This window comes from Roseibium sp. AWQ4_290, from assembly GCF_056160985.1.
The window spans coordinates 157,667-175,141 of sequence record NZ_JBSWYG010000015.1 but is presented as its reverse complement, the minus strand read 5'-3'; the positions used below and the strand labels follow the sequence as shown (position 1 = coordinate 175,141).

The following is a 17,475-nucleotide window of genomic DNA, read 5'->3' as shown; positions in this document are numbered from 1 at the left end:
CGGTAGCTCGTCAGGCTCATAACCTGAAGGTCGCAGGTTCAAATCCTGCTCCCGCAACCAAATGCGACAACAGCCTCATCCCGAAAGGGGTGGGGCTGTTGTCGTATTCGGAAAGTCGATACAGGCGAAAACCTCACCAGGCCCCCCCAAGGAGCGCAAACCCAGACGCAGAAGGGAAAAAACACCAAAGCCTCCGCTCCCAAACAAAACGATAAAACCCATCAGCGAAAGCCGGTGGGGGTGTCGTGGCGGCCTCCCCGGACGTGGATCTTCACATTAAAGACCCCCGAAAGAAACATGAAGGCCCACAAACAGCGGCAAAAAAGCGGATCAAAACAATAAAGTCATGAGACCAAATGCATGGGGTCTCTGAGCCAGGCTTTGGAACAAATCAAGTGAAGGCCGGAGCGGCTCCCTCCGTTTAACCGAAGGTCCCCTTGGGCTTTTGCCGTATGTGTTTTAGGATGAAGTGCCGGGACCTTTCATAAGGAGACAGTCTGCGTGCTCTTGCTCAAGCCGAATTGTGAATGTTGCGACAAGGACTTGCCGCCAAACACCATGGACGCCATGATTTGCACGTTCGAATGCACATTTTGTGCCGGCTGTGCGCAGGACCGGTTTCAGGGAACCTGCCCCAATTGCGGCGGAAATCTTGTGGCCCGGCCGATCCGCCCGGCAGGTCTTTTGGACAAGGCGCCTGCCTCGCAGGACCGGTTTGTCAAACATCATCCGGAATGTGCTGCTTTGCAATCAGCGTGATCCGGCAGGCAACAGGTCCGTTACATGACTTCTTGCGGCTTGACGGTTGCACAGCCGTTTGTCTTGGGCAGCTGTGAGGTCATCAGGACCGGTCTGAGCGCATGCGTCTCTTGTCGATCCGGAAAAGAAGCTCGCCGATGAGGCCGCGGGGGAGAAACATGACGCAGCCGATGAACAGGCCCCCGAGAATCAAAAGCCAGGTTTCCTCGAAGACGGAAGAAAGATTGCTTTCCAGAAGCCGCACGATGATGGCCCCAAGGCAGGCGGCAATCAGCATGCTGCGCCCGCCAAGCGCGGCCCAGATCAGCACCTCTGCAGACAGGGTGAAGCCTATCAGCGACGGAGAGACGAAGCCGAACTGGGCCACGAACAGGGCACCAGCCAGTCCCGAAACGGCAGCCCCAATGGCAAAGGCAGCCGCCTTATAGGCGGTTGTGTCATAGCCAAGGGCGCGGGTCCGGCTTTCATGCAGGGAAATGGCCTTTGCGGCCAGACCCCATCTGGATTTCAATACCAGGGTCAAGACCAGAAATCCGAGGCTGAGAATAAGCAGGGACGCATAATAAAGCGGAACAGTGTCCCAGATCTCCGGCCCGCCGCCATTGAGGCCCAGATTCAGGGGCGGCACATTCATCAGCCCGTTGAGACCGCCGGCAAAGTCCCAGTTAATGAACAGCCGTTCCAGAACGAAGGCGATTGCCAGGGTCACGATACCGAAAAAGGGGCCTTCGAGGCCCTTGGCGGAAAACAGAAACAGGCCGAGCCCGTAGGCAAACACCGCAGGAACGAGCATGGCAGCCCCGAGCCCGGCCCAGGTCGACACAAGACCCTCGGCGGCAGGAACCATCCCGAGCGTCACAAAGCTCATGGAATAGGCCCCAAGGCCAAAAAACACTGCCTGGCCAAGACACAGGAGCCCGCAATGGCCCCAGACAAAGGCTAGGCTGGCGGCAAACAGGGCATAGGAGAAATAGATCGACAGGTCCGACAGGAGCCAGCCGGCAGCGAGGGCCGGCAGACAGAGAAAGACACCCAGACACACAAGGGCGGCTAGCGTTTGTGTGTCTGGAGCAGCGTAGGCGGTCCGGGTCATGTTTTGCGCCTCTTGCGGGCCAAAAGCCCACCGGGGGCCAGGCGGATGACGATGATGGCCAGAACGAACACAACAAGCTGCGCCCAGACCGGGGACAGGAAAGTGGCCGTCAGATTGTCCGCCATGCCGACGCCCCCGGCCCCGGCGATCGGGCCGGTGATGGTGCCAAGCCCGCCGACCAGAACGGCGAGGAAGGCGGGAACCAGAAAGCCCAGGCCCATTTGCGGGTCGAGAGAGATGAGCGGGGAAATCACCGCACCTGCAAGACCGGCCATTCCTGACCCAAAGGCAAAGGTCAGCCGGTCGAGACGGCGCGTATTGACCCCAAGACAGGCGGCCATGGACCTGTTGGCGATCACACCGCGCGCCGCCAGTCCGGTGCGGGTTTTGAAGAAGAACAGATATGTGGCCGCCACACAGGTGAGCGACACGGCCATGATGAACAGGCGGTAGGCAGGATAAGGGGTTCCAAACACCAAAACCGAGGCGCTCAAGGGGGCTTCGACGGAATAGGAGCCAGGACCGAACCCGATCACGATCAGCTGCTTGATCAGCAGGGACAGGCCCCAGGTCGCCAGAATGGTGTCGACCACCCGATGGTAAATGCGCCGGATCACCAGTTCCTCGATGACAAGGCCAATCAGCCCGACCACAAGCGGGGCCAGCAGCAGGCCGAGCCAGAATGACCCGGTGTGGGTCTTCACCATGAGCAGCACATAACCGCCGAGCATCAGAAACTCGCCATGGGCCAGATTGATCACATTCATCAGGCCGAAAATCACGGCAAGACCAAGGGCAATCAGCAGAAGAATGAGCGCATAATTGGCTGCATCCAGAAGGGTTATGGCCATGTCACTCATGATCCGAACGCCAGGTATTTTTGAAGAAGGCTGGTGTTTCCGGCCAGTGTGCTGGCCGGTACGTCGTCCCGAATTGCCCCGTGGTCCATAAAGACGACCCGGTCGCAGGTGCGGGTCACCATATCGATATTCTGTTCCACAAGCAGGATCGCAACCCCCTGGTCCCGGCAGATCTTGCGCAGGATCTGGCCGATTTCGGTGACAATGGAAGGCTGGATCCCTTCAGACGGCTCATCCAGCAGGAGCAAGGCGGGCTTTCCCATCAGGGCGCGGGCGATGGCCAGCTGCTGCTGCTGCCCGCCGGAAAACGCTCCGGCCCGGGTTCCGGCCCGTTCACGCAGCACGGGAAAGATCCGGTAGACCGCCTCCAGATCTGCTCTGGCTGCGGCCAGATTGCCCAGAAGCAGGTTTTCCTCAACGGTAAAGTCCTGAAAGATTTCCCGTCCCTGCGGCACATAGCCTATTCCGGCGGCTGCGGCCTGAAACGGGGGAGCGTTGGTGAGGGGGCGGCCGCAGGAGCTGATCCGGCCGGTACGCACCTTCAAAAGGCCCATGATGGTTTTCAAAAGGGTCGACTTGCCAACGCCGTTGCGCCCCATCAGGCCGACCACCGTTCCCGCCTCGAGCGACAGGGACAAATCCTGCAGCACGGCGCCTTCGCCATAACCGGCGGTCACATGGTCCAATTCAAGCAGGGGTTGGGCCAATATATGCCTCCTGCACGGCTTTCATCTGCCGGATCTCCTCAAAGCGGCCATCCGCAATGAGCTTTCCTTCCATCATCACGGCCACCCGGGCGCCCAGTTTTTCGACAAACCACATGTCATGTTCAATCAGGATGACCGAGACGGTTTTGGAGCGCATCAAAGCGGCGATGAGATCGGCCGTCTTCCGGGTCTCCTGCCGGGTCATGCCGGCTGTGGGCTCATCCAGAAGCACCAGGTCCGGCTCGGTGCACAGAACCATGGCGATCTCCAGCCATTGCTTCTGCCCGTGGGACAGATGTCCGGCGGTCACACGGGCAAGACCGGCCAGCCCGGCTGTTTCCAGGATCTCCGCCATGCGGGCCGCCTTGGCATTTTCGGAGGAGAAAACGCCGAGCAGCCCGCGCTGGCCCGCCTTGGAAAAGGCGGCCACGTTCAGATTGTCCTGAACCGTCAGGTCGTCATAGACGGACGGCACCTGAAACTTCCGCCCGATCCCGCACCGTGCAATCTGGTGCGGGGCAAGCCCTTTCAAGGGGCGGCCGCGAAAGGCAACACTGCCACCGGTGGGGGTCAGAAACCCGGAAACCAGATTGAACAAGGTGGTCTTGCCGCAGCCGTTCGGCCCGATGATGCATAAAAGCTCACCATTACCGACGGACAGGTCAAGCCCGGCAAGGGCCTTGACCCCGCCGAAGCTCATCGACAAGTCCCGTATTTCCAGACACGCTCGGGACATGAGGGGCTCTTGATCTTTCAGGTCACGAACACAGGGCGTCCGGCGCGAGGCTGCCAAGGTCTTTGACGACCACCAGCTCCTGTCCCTCGGTCTTGGCCAAATACATGTTCATTGTGACGTGATGATCGGCCGCCCCAATGGTCAGCGGGCCTGTCGGCGTGTCGATTGTCAGGCCCTGCAGCCCGTCCACGAGAGCTTCCTTGTCCACAGTCCCTGCCTTTTGAACGGCGGCCTGAACGGCTTTCAGGGAGTTGTAGTGGGTCATGACATAGTGGGAGATGGGCGTACTGTCCCCCGCTGTTTTCCGGATCTTGGCCACGAACTCCTCAACGCCGGGTGTCTTGAGCGATTCCGCAAAGGGCACCGTGACCCACATGTTCTGACCCTTGCCATCGCCAAAAGCACCGAGATAGGTCTCGGCAAATCCGAGGAAGCCGACCGTCACCTGGTCCATAAGTCCCAGATCTTCCGCTTGTTTGATGAAGGTGATGCCATCTGCGCCCGGCAGGGCGAACAAGAGTACCTTGGCGCCGGATTCTTTGATCTTGCGGATGACCGGGGCAAAGTCCTTCACGCCCCAGGGGGTGAATTCGGTGCCGGCCACTGTGCCGCCCAGACTGTCGATCAGCCCGCTGGCGGTCGCGAACATTTTCTGCGGCCAGACATAATCTGCGCCGAACATGTAAAAGCTGTCGCCTGCATTTTCCTTCAGCGCCGGGACCAGTTTTTCCAGTTCCTGGTTGGGAACCGTGTTGAAGGCGAAGATATACCGGTCGCAGGCGCCGCCTTCATAGTTTGTCGCGTAAAGAAGCGGCGTTTTCATGCGTTTGATGGTCGGTGCCATGGCATCGCGCGCATTTGAGGTGATCGGGCCGCTCAGGGCCAGCACCCCGTCGCGCCTGATCAGGGACGTGGTCCGTTCAACGGAGGTTTTCGGGTCCGTCTTGTTGTCTTCATAGACCAGTTCCACAGGCTGTCCGAGAAGGCCACCGGAGGCGTTTATTTCCTGGGCCGCAAGATCCAGTCCGAGTTTGGCCTGGTTGCCGAACAGTTCCAACCCACCGGAAAACGGCAGCACTGCTCCGATCTTGACCGGCTCTGCAGAGGCAAGGGCCGGGGCCGGCAGATGCGAGGCGGCAAGGGCGCCGCCGGCTGTGGTGAGCGTTGCCGACAAGAACCGGCGCCGAGACATATTTCCCATCAAATTGATCCCCTCTCTCATTCATGGAATTGCACAGCAGGTCTTCTGAACGCGCCTGATTAATTGTGTGTATACTAACAATTAAAGTGTGGCATGACAACGCCAGGCCGCCTGAAAATGCGGCGTGGCGAAAAAATGAGCAAAATTTAATGATTTGACGGCCACTCCCGATCCTTAAAGGAGTTTCTTCAAAAGCCGGGAGAGGGTGCGCCGTTCATTCATGGTCAGCGGGGCGATTGTGTCGGCGGAGACTTTGAGGCCAAGGGGGGCGTTGCGCAGAAAGTGCGCGCGCCCGTCTTCGGTCAAAGAGATCAATTGCCGGCGCTTGTCGGTTGGGTCTTGATCAGAGCGAAGCAGACCGCGCGCGCCGAGGCGGTCGACAACCCCTTTTGTGGTGGCCACATCAAGCCCGACGGTCCGGCCCAGACGGTTTTGCGAGACCGAACCGAGTTCCGCCAGCCGGGCCATGACGGCAAACTGGGTCGGGGTCAGGTCTTCAATCGTGTCGGAGAAGATGACCGCATTGCGCTGATAGGCTTTTCTGAGAAGATAGCCGATCTGTTCGTCGAGCACATAAGGGGCGTCGGCGGTCTCCCCGCCTTCAGATGCTTCCGGAAAGGGTTGGTTCAGCCTGTTTTCGGCGCGATCTGTCACTGATGTCCCCAATCCCGGATGCCTGCTGGAGGGTCACACTGTCAGATAGGCATCTCGAATGTCCGGTTGGCTTTCAAGTTCGGCAAATGTGCCGTCGAACTTTTTCTCACCGCTTTCGATTATAACCGCTCGGTCCGCAACAATCCCGGCAAAATGCAGGTTTTGCTCGGAAATCACAACCGTCAGGCCCTCTTGCTTGAAGCGCAGGATGGTCCTGGCCATCTGTTCGACAATCACCGGGGCAATGCCTTCTGAGGGCTCGTCCAGAAGCAGAAGCTTGGGATTGCCCATCAGGGTCCGGGCAATGGTCAGCATCTGCTGTTCTCCGCCGGACAGGGCCTTGCCCCGGTTGTGGCGCCGCTCCAGAAGATTGGGAAAGATGTCGAACAGGGCTTCAAGCGTCCAGACTGGAGCTCCGTCCCGGGCGGGCTGGCGGCCCACTTCAAGGTTCTCCAAAATGGTTAGGTCCGTGAAGATGCGCCGTTCTTCGGGCACATAGCCAAGCCCCATGCGGGCGATCTTATGCGCCGGCAGTCCGCCAATCTCGGTGCCCTCGAAGCGGATGGTGCCGGATTTCGGGCGCACCAGTTGCATGACCGACTTCATGGTGGTCGACTTTCCGGCGCCATTGCGGCCCAAAAGCGCGACCACTTCGCCCCGCCCGACGCTGAAACCGAGATCGTTGAGAATGTGCGCCTTGCCGTAAAAGCTGTTTAGCCCGGAGACCTCAAGCATGGGCGTCTTCCTTTTCATAAAGCATGCCGCCGCCGAGATAGACGTCCTGCACCTTCTTGTTGTTGCGCACCTCTGAGGCGGTGCCATCGGCAATCAGAACGCCCCGGTTCAGCACCATGATGTGATGGGCATGGGCGAAAACCACGTCCATATCGTGTTCGGTAAAGAGCACGCTGACCCCGCGCTGCTTGACGATATCGGCGGTGAGCTGCATCAGCCGGATCCGCTCCTTTGGCGCCATTCCGGCCGTGGGCTCATCCATCAGCAGAAGGGTGGGGTCATGGGCAAGGGCAATGGCCAGCTCCAGACGTTTGAGGTCGCCATAGGCCAGAATGGCGCAGGCCCGGTCGGCCTGGTCCATCATGCCGACAATCTCCAGAAGGGCCAGGGCTTCGTCCCGGTAGAGTTTGTAGGCATAGGGGCGGATGGCAAACAGCTTGCGGTGATGAGACAGCAGCGCCATTTGCACATTTTCCGCCACCGTCATGCTCTGGTAGGTGCCGGTGATCTGAAAGGTCCGCCCGACGCCGCGCCGCCAGACCTGCCGGGGCGGCTTGCCGGTAATGTCCTCGCCATTGAGGAGAACCCGTCCCGAGCTGGGTTTCAACTGGCCCATGAGCATGTTGAAACAGGTGGATTTCCCCGCCCCGTTGGGGCCGATCAGGGCCTTCAATTCGCCGGGGGCGACCTCAAAGGAAACCCCGTCGACGGCCTTGATGCCGCCGAAGGATTTTTTCAGGTCGTCGACACGCAAAACAGCCGTCATCAGACAAACTCCCCGTTGCGGCCCCGGGTGACCCGGTCCTTGAGTTTGCGCAAGGTGCCGACAATCCCGTCCGGAGCGATGATGACCACGGCGATGATCAGAAGCCCCATGACAAGCCGCCAGTATTCCAGCCGGGTCAGCCAGTCCTTGATGCTTTCCATGAAGGCGGCGCCCACAACGCCACCTGAGAGGGTTTTCACCCCGCCGAGAAAGACAACAATCAGGGCATCGAAGCTTTTGGCGATCTCCAGCTCATTGGGAAAGACGGAGCCCTTGGAAAAGACGAACAGGCCACCCGCCAGTCCGGCCATGGCTCCGGCCACTGCGAAGCCGGTCCATTGCACGGTTTTCACATTGATCCCGGTGGCTTCCGCCTGCCGGGCACTGTCGCGGGTGGCGCGCAAGGTGTAGCCGAGCGGGGCGTGGTTCAGGTGACGCAGGGCAATGATCCCGCCGACAGCCACGATCAAGGTGAAATAATAATAGGCGGTGGTGTCCGACAGCCATTTTGCCGGCCAGATATTGACCAGCCCGTCATCGCCGCCCGTCACGTCATACCATTGGAACACCAGGGACCAGATCAACTGGCTGAAGGCCATGGTCAGCATGGCGAAATAGACCCCGCTGAGACGGATGCAGAACCAGCCAAAGAGGATTGCCAGCATGCCGGCGGCGACCGGCGCCAGCAGGAAAGCCAGTTCCATGGGCGTATTCGCATAGGTCACGAGCAGGGCGGCCGCATAGGCGCCGCCGCCGAAATAGGCCGCATGGCCGAAACTGACCAGACCGCCGGTACTCAGGATGAACTGGAGCGAGGCGGCAAACAGGCAGAAGATCAGGATGTCGATGATCAGCACCTGCTCGAAATTGCCGCCAAAGACCGGCACCAGCGCGAGCACACCCAAAAGCGCTGCCACAAGCAGCCGGCCTGTGGTGCCTGCCGGGCGGATTGGCCGGTCCGGTTCACCGACCTGGCCGTGTTCCCCTGCCTTTTCCTCCCGGCCGAACAGGCCATAGGGGCGGATCAGCAAGACAACGGCCATGACCACATACATCAGCACCAGGGTGCTTTGCGGAATGTAGGCAACGCCGAAAACATTGAGCACGGAGATGAGGACAGACGCCACAAAGGCGCCGGGGATGGATCCCATGCCGCCAATGACCACCACCACAAAGACCGCTGCGATGATGTTGAAATCCATTAGAAGATCAGCGCCCCCCTTTGGCAGCTGAATTGCGCCGCCCAGGCCCGCCAGGGCAGAGCCGAGAAAGAAAACACCGGTAAACAGCCAGGCCTGGTTGACGCCGAGTGCCCCGACCATCTCCCGGTCCTGGGTGGCTGCGCGCACCAGAACGCCAACACGGGTCCTGGCAATAAGCCACCACAGGCCGAACAGGATGAAGGGCGTGATGGCGATCAGCGCCAGGTCATATTGCGGCACCGGCTCGCCCAGAATACGCACAACGGATTTCAGTCCGGGGGCTCGTGGTCCCAGCTGGTCCTCCGCGCCCCAGATCATCAGGGCCAGGTCCTGGATCACCAGAATGACGCCGAAGGTTGCCACAAGCTGGAACAGTTCCGGGGCCCGGTAGACCGGGCGCAGCACACAGATTTCGATCACGGCCCCGATCAGGCCGACAATCAGACCGGACAGCAGGATCGAGCCCCAGAAGCCGAAGGCGCCGGGCAGGATCTGCATCAAGGTGACGCCAAAATAGGCGCCGAGCATATAGAGCGAGCCATGCGCGAAATTCACGATCCGCGTCACGCCGAAAATCAAGGACAGTCCGGAGGCAACAAGAAACAGCGCCGCCGCGTTTGCAAGCCCCGTCAGGAGCTGCGCCACAAAGAGACCCATAGCGTCGTATCAATCCAAATGGAGGCCAAAAGCCGGGAAGGGGCCGAAGGGAACAAGGGCGCTCCGGAGCGGCCAGAAAGTCCGGTCCGGAGCGTCGCTACCACCGTGTCGGTTTATTTGGCCGGACGTTTGGCCTTCACTTCCTCATCGCTCGGCATATAGGGGACCGGGTTCTTGTATTCCCAGTCGACCATGACCCCCTTGCCGTCCTGAAGGGCGGTGGTGCCCACATAGGCTCCCATCGTGGACTGATGATCCAGGGCCCGGTAAGTGATTTCACCCATCGGGGTGTCGACGTTCAGGCCTTCAAAGGCCTTGCGCAGGGCTTCTGTGTCGGTGGACCCGGCCTTTTCCAGGGCAGCGGCAATGCTTTCTACGGTCATATAGCCGACCAGCGAGCCGATTTTTGGTGTCTCGCCCGGATAGGCGGCCATGTATTTGTCGACAAATTCCTTGGCGGGGCCTTCAGTGAAACCGTACCAGGGATATCCGGTGACGAACCAGCCTTCGGGAGCCTCATCGGCCAGCGGCTCAAGATATTCCGGCTCCCCGGTGAGAAGGCCATAAACCTTGCGCCCCTCAAAAAGGCCGCGCGTCGTGCCTTCACGGACGAATTTCTGCAAATCGGTTCCGAAGGTCACGTTGTAGATCGCGTCCGGCTTGGCCGCTTCGATCGCCTGGACTTCAGCGCCCGCATCGATCTTGAACAGGGCCGGCCACTGTTCGGCGACAAATTCGACTTCCGGCTTCAGCTTCTTCAGGTTTTCCTTGAAAGCGGCAACGGCGGCCGTGCCATAGGCATAGTTCGGCGCGATGGTCGCAAAGCGGACAGCGTCCGTCTTGGCGGCGGCTTCTGCCAGCATGGCGGCCTGCACATAGGTGGAGGTACGCAAACGGAAGGTGTAGGGATTGCCCGATTCCCAGACAATGGCATCGGCCAGTGGTTCGGCAGCCAGATAGACATAGCCCTTTTCTCCGGCAAGGGAGGAAATGGCGAGGCCGATATTCGACAGGATCGTGCCGGTCAGCATGACGGCGCCATCCCGCGTCATCAGCTCTTCGGCAATCTTGACCGCATCGCCAGGCTTGCCATTGTCATCGCGGAAAATGAATTCCAGTGGTTTGCCGAGGACACCGCCATTGGAATTGACTTCGTCCAAAGCCAGTTCAATACCCTTCTTGTAAGGCTCGGCAAAGGCTGCCAGGCGTTTGTAGTGATTGATTTCGCCGATCTTGATGCTGTCTTCGGCAAGCGCTGTTCCGGTGAGTGCCAGCAGTGCGGTTGCCGCGGCCACCCATTTTGTCATCTTCTTCATACTTGTCCCTCTTTCTGGTCAGTGTCGGCGGTTTTGACCGCTCGTTATACTGTTGCACCGCCCGGATGAGCGGCGAAGCGCTCCGTCAATCGTGATAGACGAAGGCGGGCGTCGGATTGGACGCCAGATCCTGGGTTCTTTCCCGTTCAACGAGATCGTTGATGCGTTTGCGGTAGACCATCGGTCCCTTGTCGATGGCAATACGGATGGGGCGGCGCTTGGCGGGCCTGTCCTCTTCCTTCTGGATGGCCTCCAGCACCTCCTTGTCCTCCTGAAAGGCGATGCGGAACATGGCATCCATGGTCTCGGATGCCGTGTCATCGTCGATGGCTGTGTTGCGGATATGCAGCCAGCGGTCGATGGTGTAGTCGGCCGTGACCGGGGTCAAGAGATGCAAGGCATAGATCCGGTTGCCCTTGTCGCGCTCGTCTTCGCTCAGATTGTCTTTCGTCAGCGCGCTGCCGAAATCGATCACCGCCGTGCAGGGCGTATAGAGATAATAATAGTGCCAGCGGTCCACATTTTCGGTGAAGCCGCCGAAGGTCTTGAAGAACCCGATCGGGTCCGCGTCCCGGATCCAGCGCCAGGCGACAATGGCCTCGCCTTCCGTCGATACATGCACCGGCACGTTTTCAGAGGCCGAATTGCCAAGCGTCGTCGGGTGCACGAAACTCACATGGGCCGGGTCGACCAGGTTTTCCGCCACATTCAGATAGTTCGATTTCAGATGCAGCGCATCGCCATGATGCACTGCCCAGGCGGGGTCGGTGAATTCGGGCATGTCGAAAATGGTATCCGGATCGGCCTTGTCCTTGTCCCCCATCCAGATCCAGGCAATGCCGTGCCGTTCATGCACCGGATAGGCCTCCACATATGCGGAGGCGGGCAGGTTGCTCTGCCCGGGAATGCGCACGCATTTGCCATCGCAGTCAAAGGTCATGCCGTGATAGCCGCACTGGATGTCATCCCCCTGGCGCTTGCCCCGGGAAAGGGGGAGCAGCCGGTGCGGGCACCGGTCCTCAAGGGCAGCGACCGTGCCGTCGGATTTGCGGAAGAGTACGATATGCTCGTCCAGAATGGTGAACCGGCGGAGCTCGTCGTCGATCTCCGAAGACCAGCCGGCGACGTACCAAGCGTTTCGAACGAATTCCATGTGCACTCTCCCTCCTGTCCGGTCTATTTCAAGCCGTCTGCTCCGGTGATGTCCTCATGTCTCAGCCCGCCGACCCGTGGCAAGGGGCGCCCAGAAGGGGCCAGCGCAATGGCGATGAGCAGTTCGTCTGCGCGAGGGGCATCCGGAACGCGCACCGGCATGCCATCGAAATGAGAGCGTACATAGGCGGCATCCTTGTGACCAAGGGGCACATCCAGCACATCTCCCAGCGTGCCGTATTTCTTGCTGGAGGGCACGAGGGCCTTGCCGCCGCCCAGAACCGTGCGCAAGGGCGCCCCCATGGACGGGTGCAGAACGGCCGCCGCATGTTCCAGCTCTCCGGCTTCCCCGACAAGGGCGGCCTTGCCGAAACTCTGGATCTGGCCAGCGCTCAGACCGCTTAAAGTCAGGCAGCGTTCCGCAAGCATAGTGCCCATTTCGGCGCCGATGGCCACCAGATCCGGCAGGTCCTCGCTGTAGCGGCCCGCATAGGGGTTCTTGACCACGGCCGCACAACAGACCCGAACCGCAGCCGGTGTGACCGCCTGCCCGGCCTCGCGGCCGGTTGTCTCGATGAAGGTGACGAGCTTGCGGATCGCGGCGGTCATCTCAGGCCGTCTTCTCCCTTGACGTCAGCGGCCTTCAGACCGCCAACCCTGGCATGGATGCGCGGGCCGGTGGTCATGACCAGCGCCATCAGGATCTCATCCGCCTTGGGGCCGTCGGGCAGGCCGACTTCCATGGAATCAAAATGGGACCGCACATAAGAGGCGTTGCAATGGGTGACGGGAATGTCCAGCCGTGTGCCCGGACCGCCAAGTTTCTTTGAGGACGGCACAATAGCATTGGAGGCGGGCAGGATCTCCCGCATGGAATAGCCGCCGGGCACGTGCCAGAGCGCGCCATGTTCGAGTTCGCCTCCGGCACCGACAATCGCGCCCTTGCCATAGCCTTCCACAACGCTGGCATCCCCACCAAGCGCGGCCACCATCTCTTTGGCCATTTGAAGGCCAAGCGGTTTCAGGTCATCCATGAACCCGCTGATATCTTCCACATATTTTCCCGCAAACGGGTTCTGGATCAGGCTGACCATGGCCACGCGGCGCAAGGGCGTGCCGGGCTTCGGGCCGCCTTCATGGAAAATCTCTTCAATCGTCAGCGCAGTCTTGCGCAGGATCGGTTCAGGCACGGGTGGCCTCCCTCACATCGTGTTGTGTCAAACTCTGTTCTGGTTCGGCCACCTTGCGCACGCCGTCAAGGGCAAGATAAGCCGTTTTGATCAGCCCGGCGGAGATAAAGGCCCGGGCCTTGTCCAGGCCCCGGGCAAGCGCCTCCTCGATTTCGCTTCCCTCCAGGGGGGCGACGCCGGTGGTCACCGGCCGGGCGCCAAGATCGCTGTCTGGCGAAAGCGTGTCCGCCGGCTGCCGGGTGATCTTGGGCGATCCGGGCAGATCCACCGCATTGGCAATCAAGGTGGCGGCCGCATCCGCCTCTGCGGCGGACCCCGCCAGAACGGTGACCGCATCGGCAATGCCGAGCGAGTGGGAGCGGCCCCGCCAGCCGCTGGTGGCCAGCCCGCCGGCACCCGTGACCGGGCCTTTGCCACCCGGGCGGGTGTGGCCGGTCCCGAAAACATCCACGGCGCGCAGCCGGATCACACCGCCTGCGGTGCCGGTGGCCGGATCATCGCAGATGCCGGTCCGCAGTTCGCCGGCGGCAACCGTGAAGGCAATGTCACCGCCATTGTTGACATAGGCCTTGTTGAGCATCCGTCCCTCTGTGAGACGGCTCAGGACAAAATCCGCAACGCTTCCGGCGACTGCGGCCATGGGGGTGATGAACTCATGGGAGGCGAAAAGCGCGGTTGCCGCGACCATGCGTCTTGCAACGGGGCCTGCCGGGGCGGGGCCATTTGCTGCGCGCAGCCGGGGCAGTTCGCCGACAAGCGCGGGAAGAAGACTGTCAAAGGCGGCGCGGGCCTGGTCATAGGCGCTGGAAATGTCAGCCTCCTGACCGTCAGCCTCCACGATCAGATCAATCGGCCCGTGCTGCAAATGCAGGCGGCGCCCGTCCGGAAGCAAGTGTGCCGTGGCGGTTTCTGCCCAGGCCCCTGGCGTCATCCCGAGCCCCCCTTCCAGCGGTAGGACCCGGCCCGTGTCGGCCAGGGATTGTCTTTGGAGGACGACACGCCGCGCCGTCCGGTCAGGATGTGGTCGTTCTGCGGTCCGGTCTTGCCGGACATGGCCTCGCTCAAGGGCATGACATAGTCCATATGTCCGCCGAGCGCGCGGTAGTCTTCTGCCCGCATGGTGAATTCGATCGGGGCCACCAGCGCGGGGGTCGGCACATAGCCGAAGGCGTTTTTGGGCATGCGCGTGACATCGGCCATTACGGTGATACCACCGCCGGGCCAGATATAGACCGGGGCGCCGCCGCAGCTGACATAGGTCAGGGATTGCTGAACCGATCGCGTCAGGCCCACAGGATGTTCGGTGACCCCGGAGCGCAGAGAGCCGCCCGCTCCCGCCATGAAGAGCACGGAGGTCAAGGCCGGTTCGCAATTCTCCTCGATCCGCTTCACGGAGGGCAGCAACCGGTCCGGCATGTCCTTCTCAACCGGGGTGAGGTCCTCGTCCAGTTCGAAATAGGCCGCGTGTTCCCCGGTGGTGGACACCATCAAAAGGGACAGGCCGGGCCGGGCGGTTTTGGGATTGAAGCTGCCGATAATGGCCAGAGGGTCCCGCAGATTGGTGCCGCCCCAGCCGGTGCCGGGCTCAGCCACCTGAAAGTAGCGCCCGGGGGTGGACCGGCGGCCATTGATCTTGATGCCTGTGGGCTCCCAGCCGATGACCTTGCCAGCCTGATGCTCGGACATGACCCCGGTGATGTGGTCGTCAACCACCACCACCTCGTCAACCAGCCCCTTCCACTGGGAGGCGAACATGCCAACGGTTGCCGAGCCGCAGCCGACCCGCATGCGTTCTTCCGGAACGCCGTTGATTTCCGGCGCTTCGCCGGCCTGCACCTTCAGCGCGGCGCCGCCGTCTATCTCCAGATCCACCGCCTCGCCATTGCACAGCGCCAGCATGGTGGAACAGGTCAGGCGGCCTTCTTTCTTCGAACCGCCTGTCAGGTGGTGCACACCGCCAAGGGACAGCATCTGGCTGCCATATTCGGAGGTGGTGACATGGCCGATAACCTCACCGTCCGCGCGTACGGACGCACATTCCTCGCCCAGATGCCGGTCCGTGTCGATCTTCAGCTTGACGCCGCAATAGCTGAAGATCCCTTCCGTCACTACGGTGATCATGTCGACACCGTCGACCTCGGAAGACACGATGAAGGGGGCTGGCTTGTAGTCCGGATAGGTGGTGCCTGCGCCGATGGCCGTCACAAACCCGTCCCGTGGGGTGACGATCTCCCCGTCCCATTCCTTTTCCAGAAAGGGCACCAGTTCGCCGCCGGAGGCTTCCGTCTTTTCCAGGATCTTCAAGGGGTCGAGCCGGATCAGCTGGCCGTTGTCGTTGGCATAGCGGTCACAGGCCCCGGAGCGCCCTTCGGCGATGTAGCACATCACCGGGCAAGCATCACAGCGGATCTTTTCAGGTTTCCCATCTGCGGCAGGCAAAGTCCTGTCTCCCCTCATGCAGTGCTTGCATTCGTTAGTATGCAAACATAATTTTGAAAAACGTGTCAATGCGGTTTGTGGCCGGAACGCGCCAAATTGCTGGGCAGGTTTGCTGCAATTGGCGCCAGATCCGTCAGTCGACGAAGGCCCGTTCGACCACAAATTGAGCCGGCTTGTTGTTTGCGCCCTCTTCCAGTCCGTGGCTGAGGCACAGCTCCTTAGTGTCTTTCAGCATGGCCATGGAACCGCAGATCATGGCACGGTCCTCTGCGGCTGTCATGCGGGGCAGGCCGAGGTCATCAAACAGTTTGCCGGTTTCAATCAGGTCGGTGATCCTGCCGGTGCGCGCGAAGTCCTCGCGGGTCACGGTGGTGTAGTGGACCAGCTTGTCCTGAACGAGTTCGCCCACCAGCGGATCGTCCCGCAGGGCGTTCACAAGGTCCTCGCCATATTTCAGTTCGGCGACCGTGCGGCAACCATGGGTCAGGATCACCTCATCGAATTTCTCATAGGTTTCCGGGTCCCGGATCAGGCTCGCAAACGGGGCAAGGCCGGTGCCGGTAGAGAACATCCAGACCCGCTTGCCCGGAATGAGCGCGTCATTGACCAGAGTGCCCGTTGATTTCTTGCGCATCAGAACCGTGTCGCCGGGCTGGATCTTCTGCAGATGAGAGGTCAGTGGGCCGTCCGGCACCTTGATGGAATAAAATTCCAGCTCCTCGTCCCAGGCCGGACTGGCCACCGAATAGGCCCGGAAGACCGGCTTATCCGCATTGGGCAGTCCGATCATGACAAATTCGCCTGAGCGGAAACGGAACTGGGCGGGCCGGTCGAGACGGAAGCGGAACAGGCTGTCCGTATAGTGCTGGACCTCTTTCACGGTCAGGGCGTAACATCCTGCCGGTACCTGGAACGGGGACGGTTTGCCCTGAAGAATGGGCGTGTCTGCATCGAGCGTGTCCGTCATGGTCGAGGGTCTCCTGGCTGTCGAAGGCGCGCGCTGGGCATTAATTTCATTAGTATACAAACAAAAAAATCAAAAAAGGCAAACAAAAAAAGCATGATGAAAATTTAAGCTTAAATTTCCGGGACCTGCCTTGACAGCCTAAATTGTTTGAGGCTCTAATTCGTTAGTATGCAAATGAAATGCATTGAGGACGCCGATGCAATTCCACAGACCGCAAACGGTTCGTGCTGCGCTGGATGTCTTGGCCGGTGAGCCGGTGAAGATTCTGGCTGGCGGGACGGATTTTTTTCCAGCCCAGGCCGGGCGAACCCGGCAGGAGCCGGTGCTTGATCTCAGCCGGATTGACGCGCTGCGGGGCATAGCCTGGCAAGATGATGTCTGGCGCTTCGGGGCGATGACCACCTGGACGGATATCCGCACCGCAGACCTGCCCTCCTGTTTCTCAGCCTTGCAGCTCGCGGCAGCCGAGGTCGGCTCCGTCCAGATCCAGAATGCTGGAACGATTGCGGGCAATCTCTGCAATGCTTCACCTGCGGCCGATGGGGTGCCGCCGCTGCTGGCGCTGGATGCGAGCGTGGAAATCGCCGGTCCGCTTGGGGTGCGGGTGCTGCCGCTTGCGTCCTTCCTGCAAGGGGTGCGCAAGACGGCGCTGGAGCCGGGAGAGTTTGTCACCGCCGTCCTCGTGCCCGGCCGTCCTTGGGAGCGGGCCGCGTTTCGGAAGCTCGGCGCCCGACGCTATCTGGTCATTTCCATCGCCATGGTTGCGGCCAATGTCGCCTGCGGCAGCGATGGCACCTTGTCCCGAGTGTCTGTTGCGGTCGGGGCCTGCTCGGCCGTAGCGCAGCGGCTGAGGGGGCTTGAAAACGCCCTTTTGGGGCTGGTACCCGGCTCGGACGCCTTTGCAAAGGTGATTGAAGAGACCGGATTGCCGGAAATCAAACCGATTGATGATGTCCGGGCTACGGCGGACTACCGGCTGGATGCGGTCAGAACACTCATAGCGCGGGCCATCACGGCTGCAGCCGAGGGAAGGGACTAGGT

Annotated in this window: 18 protein-coding genes; 2 read left to right on the top strand and 16 right to left on the bottom strand. The window is 60.8% G+C overall.

All coding sequences use genetic code 11. From position 1 onward, the window contains the following. Positions 1-501 precede the first annotated feature (501 nt). Entirely contained in the window at positions 502-759 is a 258-nt protein-coding gene (locus ACXAH0_RS16485) for a DUF1272 domain-containing protein (RefSeq protein WP_475184831.1), read from the top strand. Positions 760-841: 82 nt separating this feature from the next. Here ACXAH0_RS16485 and ACXAH0_RS16480 read toward each other — a convergent pair whose 3' ends face one another. The 16 genes from ACXAH0_RS16480 to ACXAH0_RS16405 all read right to left on the bottom strand — a co-directional run bounded on the left by ACXAH0_RS16480 (position 842) and on the right by ACXAH0_RS16405 (position 16,434). After that, complete coding sequence (locus tag ACXAH0_RS16480; protein ID WP_475184836.1) at positions 842-1,852, bottom strand: branched-chain amino acid ABC transporter permease; 1,011 nt, start codon at positions 1,850-1,852, stop codon at positions 842-844. Then, on the bottom strand, positions 1,849-2,712 hold the full coding sequence (gene urtB / locus ACXAH0_RS16475; RefSeq protein ID WP_475184843.1) for an urea ABC transporter permease subunit UrtB: 864 nt from the start codon (positions 2,710-2,712) through the stop codon (positions 1,849-1,851). Before urtB ends, ACXAH0_RS16480 begins: the two co-directional genes overlap by 4 nt. Continuing rightward, on the bottom strand, positions 2,709-3,419 hold the full coding sequence (locus ACXAH0_RS16470) for an ABC transporter ATP-binding protein (RefSeq protein ID WP_475184846.1): 711 nt from the start codon (positions 3,417-3,419) through the stop codon (positions 2,709-2,711). Before ACXAH0_RS16470 ends, urtB begins: the two co-directional genes overlap by 4 nt. After that, positions 3,400-4,155 (bottom strand): ATP-binding cassette domain-containing protein, encoded by a 756-nt coding sequence (locus tag ACXAH0_RS16465; protein WP_475192955.1) that lies wholly within the window; start codon positions 4,153-4,155, stop codon positions 3,400-3,402. The genes ACXAH0_RS16470 and ACXAH0_RS16465 overlap by 20 nt, the downstream gene beginning before the upstream one ends. Before the next feature lie 22 nt (positions 4,156-4,177). Then, positions 4,178-5,356: a substrate-binding protein gene (locus tag ACXAH0_RS16460; protein WP_475184853.1), complete on the bottom strand. Its 1,179-nt coding sequence runs from the start codon at positions 5,354-5,356 to the stop codon at positions 4,178-4,180. Between the two features lie 174 nt (positions 5,357-5,530). Beyond that, a complete protein-coding gene (locus ACXAH0_RS16455) occupies positions 5,531-6,010 on the bottom strand; it encodes a MarR family winged helix-turn-helix transcriptional regulator (RefSeq protein WP_475192951.1) in 480 nt (159 codons plus the stop codon). A gap of 33 nt (positions 6,011-6,043) precedes the next feature. Further along, the gene (locus ACXAH0_RS16450) at positions 6,044-6,745 is read right to left on the bottom strand and encodes an ABC transporter ATP-binding protein (RefSeq protein ID WP_475184858.1); all 702 of its coding nucleotides are present in this window, start codon (positions 6,743-6,745) and stop codon (positions 6,044-6,046) included. Then, positions 6,738-7,511 (bottom strand): ABC transporter ATP-binding protein, encoded by a 774-nt coding sequence (locus ACXAH0_RS16445; RefSeq protein WP_475192947.1) that lies wholly within the window; start codon positions 7,509-7,511, stop codon positions 6,738-6,740. Before ACXAH0_RS16445 ends, ACXAH0_RS16450 begins: the two co-directional genes overlap by 8 nt. After that, positions 7,511-9,370, bottom strand: a complete 1,860-nt coding sequence (locus ACXAH0_RS16440) for an ABC transporter permease (protein ID WP_475184867.1) — start codon at positions 9,368-9,370, stop codon at positions 7,511-7,513. The genes ACXAH0_RS16445 and ACXAH0_RS16440 overlap by 1 nt, the downstream gene beginning before the upstream one ends. Before the next feature lie 113 nt (positions 9,371-9,483). Next, positions 9,484-10,686: an ABC transporter substrate-binding protein gene (locus tag ACXAH0_RS16435; protein ID WP_475192942.1), complete on the bottom strand. Its 1,203-nt coding sequence runs from the start codon at positions 10,684-10,686 to the stop codon at positions 9,484-9,486. An 85-nt stretch (positions 10,687-10,771) separates the two neighbouring features. Beyond that, positions 10,772-11,839: an aromatic ring-hydroxylating dioxygenase subunit alpha gene (locus ACXAH0_RS16430; protein ID WP_475192938.1), complete on the bottom strand. Its 1,068-nt coding sequence runs from the start codon at positions 11,837-11,839 to the stop codon at positions 10,772-10,774. A 23-nt stretch (positions 11,840-11,862) separates the two neighbouring features. Then, positions 11,863-12,447: an amino acid synthesis family protein gene (locus ACXAH0_RS16425; protein ID WP_475192936.1), complete on the bottom strand. Its 585-nt coding sequence runs from the start codon at positions 12,445-12,447 to the stop codon at positions 11,863-11,865. Continuing rightward, complete coding sequence (locus ACXAH0_RS16420) at positions 12,444-13,028, bottom strand: amino acid synthesis family protein (protein ID WP_475184882.1); 585 nt, start codon at positions 13,026-13,028, stop codon at positions 12,444-12,446. The genes ACXAH0_RS16425 and ACXAH0_RS16420 overlap by 4 nt, the downstream gene beginning before the upstream one ends. Then, positions 13,021-13,959 (bottom strand): UPF0280 family protein, encoded by a 939-nt coding sequence (locus ACXAH0_RS16415; RefSeq protein ID WP_475192933.1) that lies wholly within the window; start codon positions 13,957-13,959, stop codon positions 13,021-13,023. Before ACXAH0_RS16415 ends, ACXAH0_RS16420 begins: the two co-directional genes overlap by 8 nt. Next, positions 13,956-15,485: a 6-hydroxynicotinate reductase gene (locus ACXAH0_RS16410; RefSeq protein ID WP_475184890.1), complete on the bottom strand. Its 1,530-nt coding sequence runs from the start codon at positions 15,483-15,485 to the stop codon at positions 13,956-13,958. Before ACXAH0_RS16410 ends, ACXAH0_RS16415 begins: the two co-directional genes overlap by 4 nt. A 115-nt stretch (positions 15,486-15,600) precedes the next feature. Beyond that, positions 15,601-16,434 (bottom strand): ferredoxin--NADP reductase, encoded by an 834-nt coding sequence (locus ACXAH0_RS16405; protein WP_475192930.1) that lies wholly within the window; start codon positions 16,432-16,434, stop codon positions 15,601-15,603. A 196-nt stretch (positions 16,435-16,630) separates the two neighbouring features. Between ACXAH0_RS16405 and ACXAH0_RS16400 the strand changes: the two genes are divergently transcribed. Further along, a complete protein-coding gene (locus ACXAH0_RS16400) occupies positions 16,631-17,473 on the top strand; it encodes an FAD binding domain-containing protein (protein WP_475184899.1) in 843 nt (280 codons plus the stop codon). Positions 17,474-17,475: the final 2 nt, after the last annotated feature.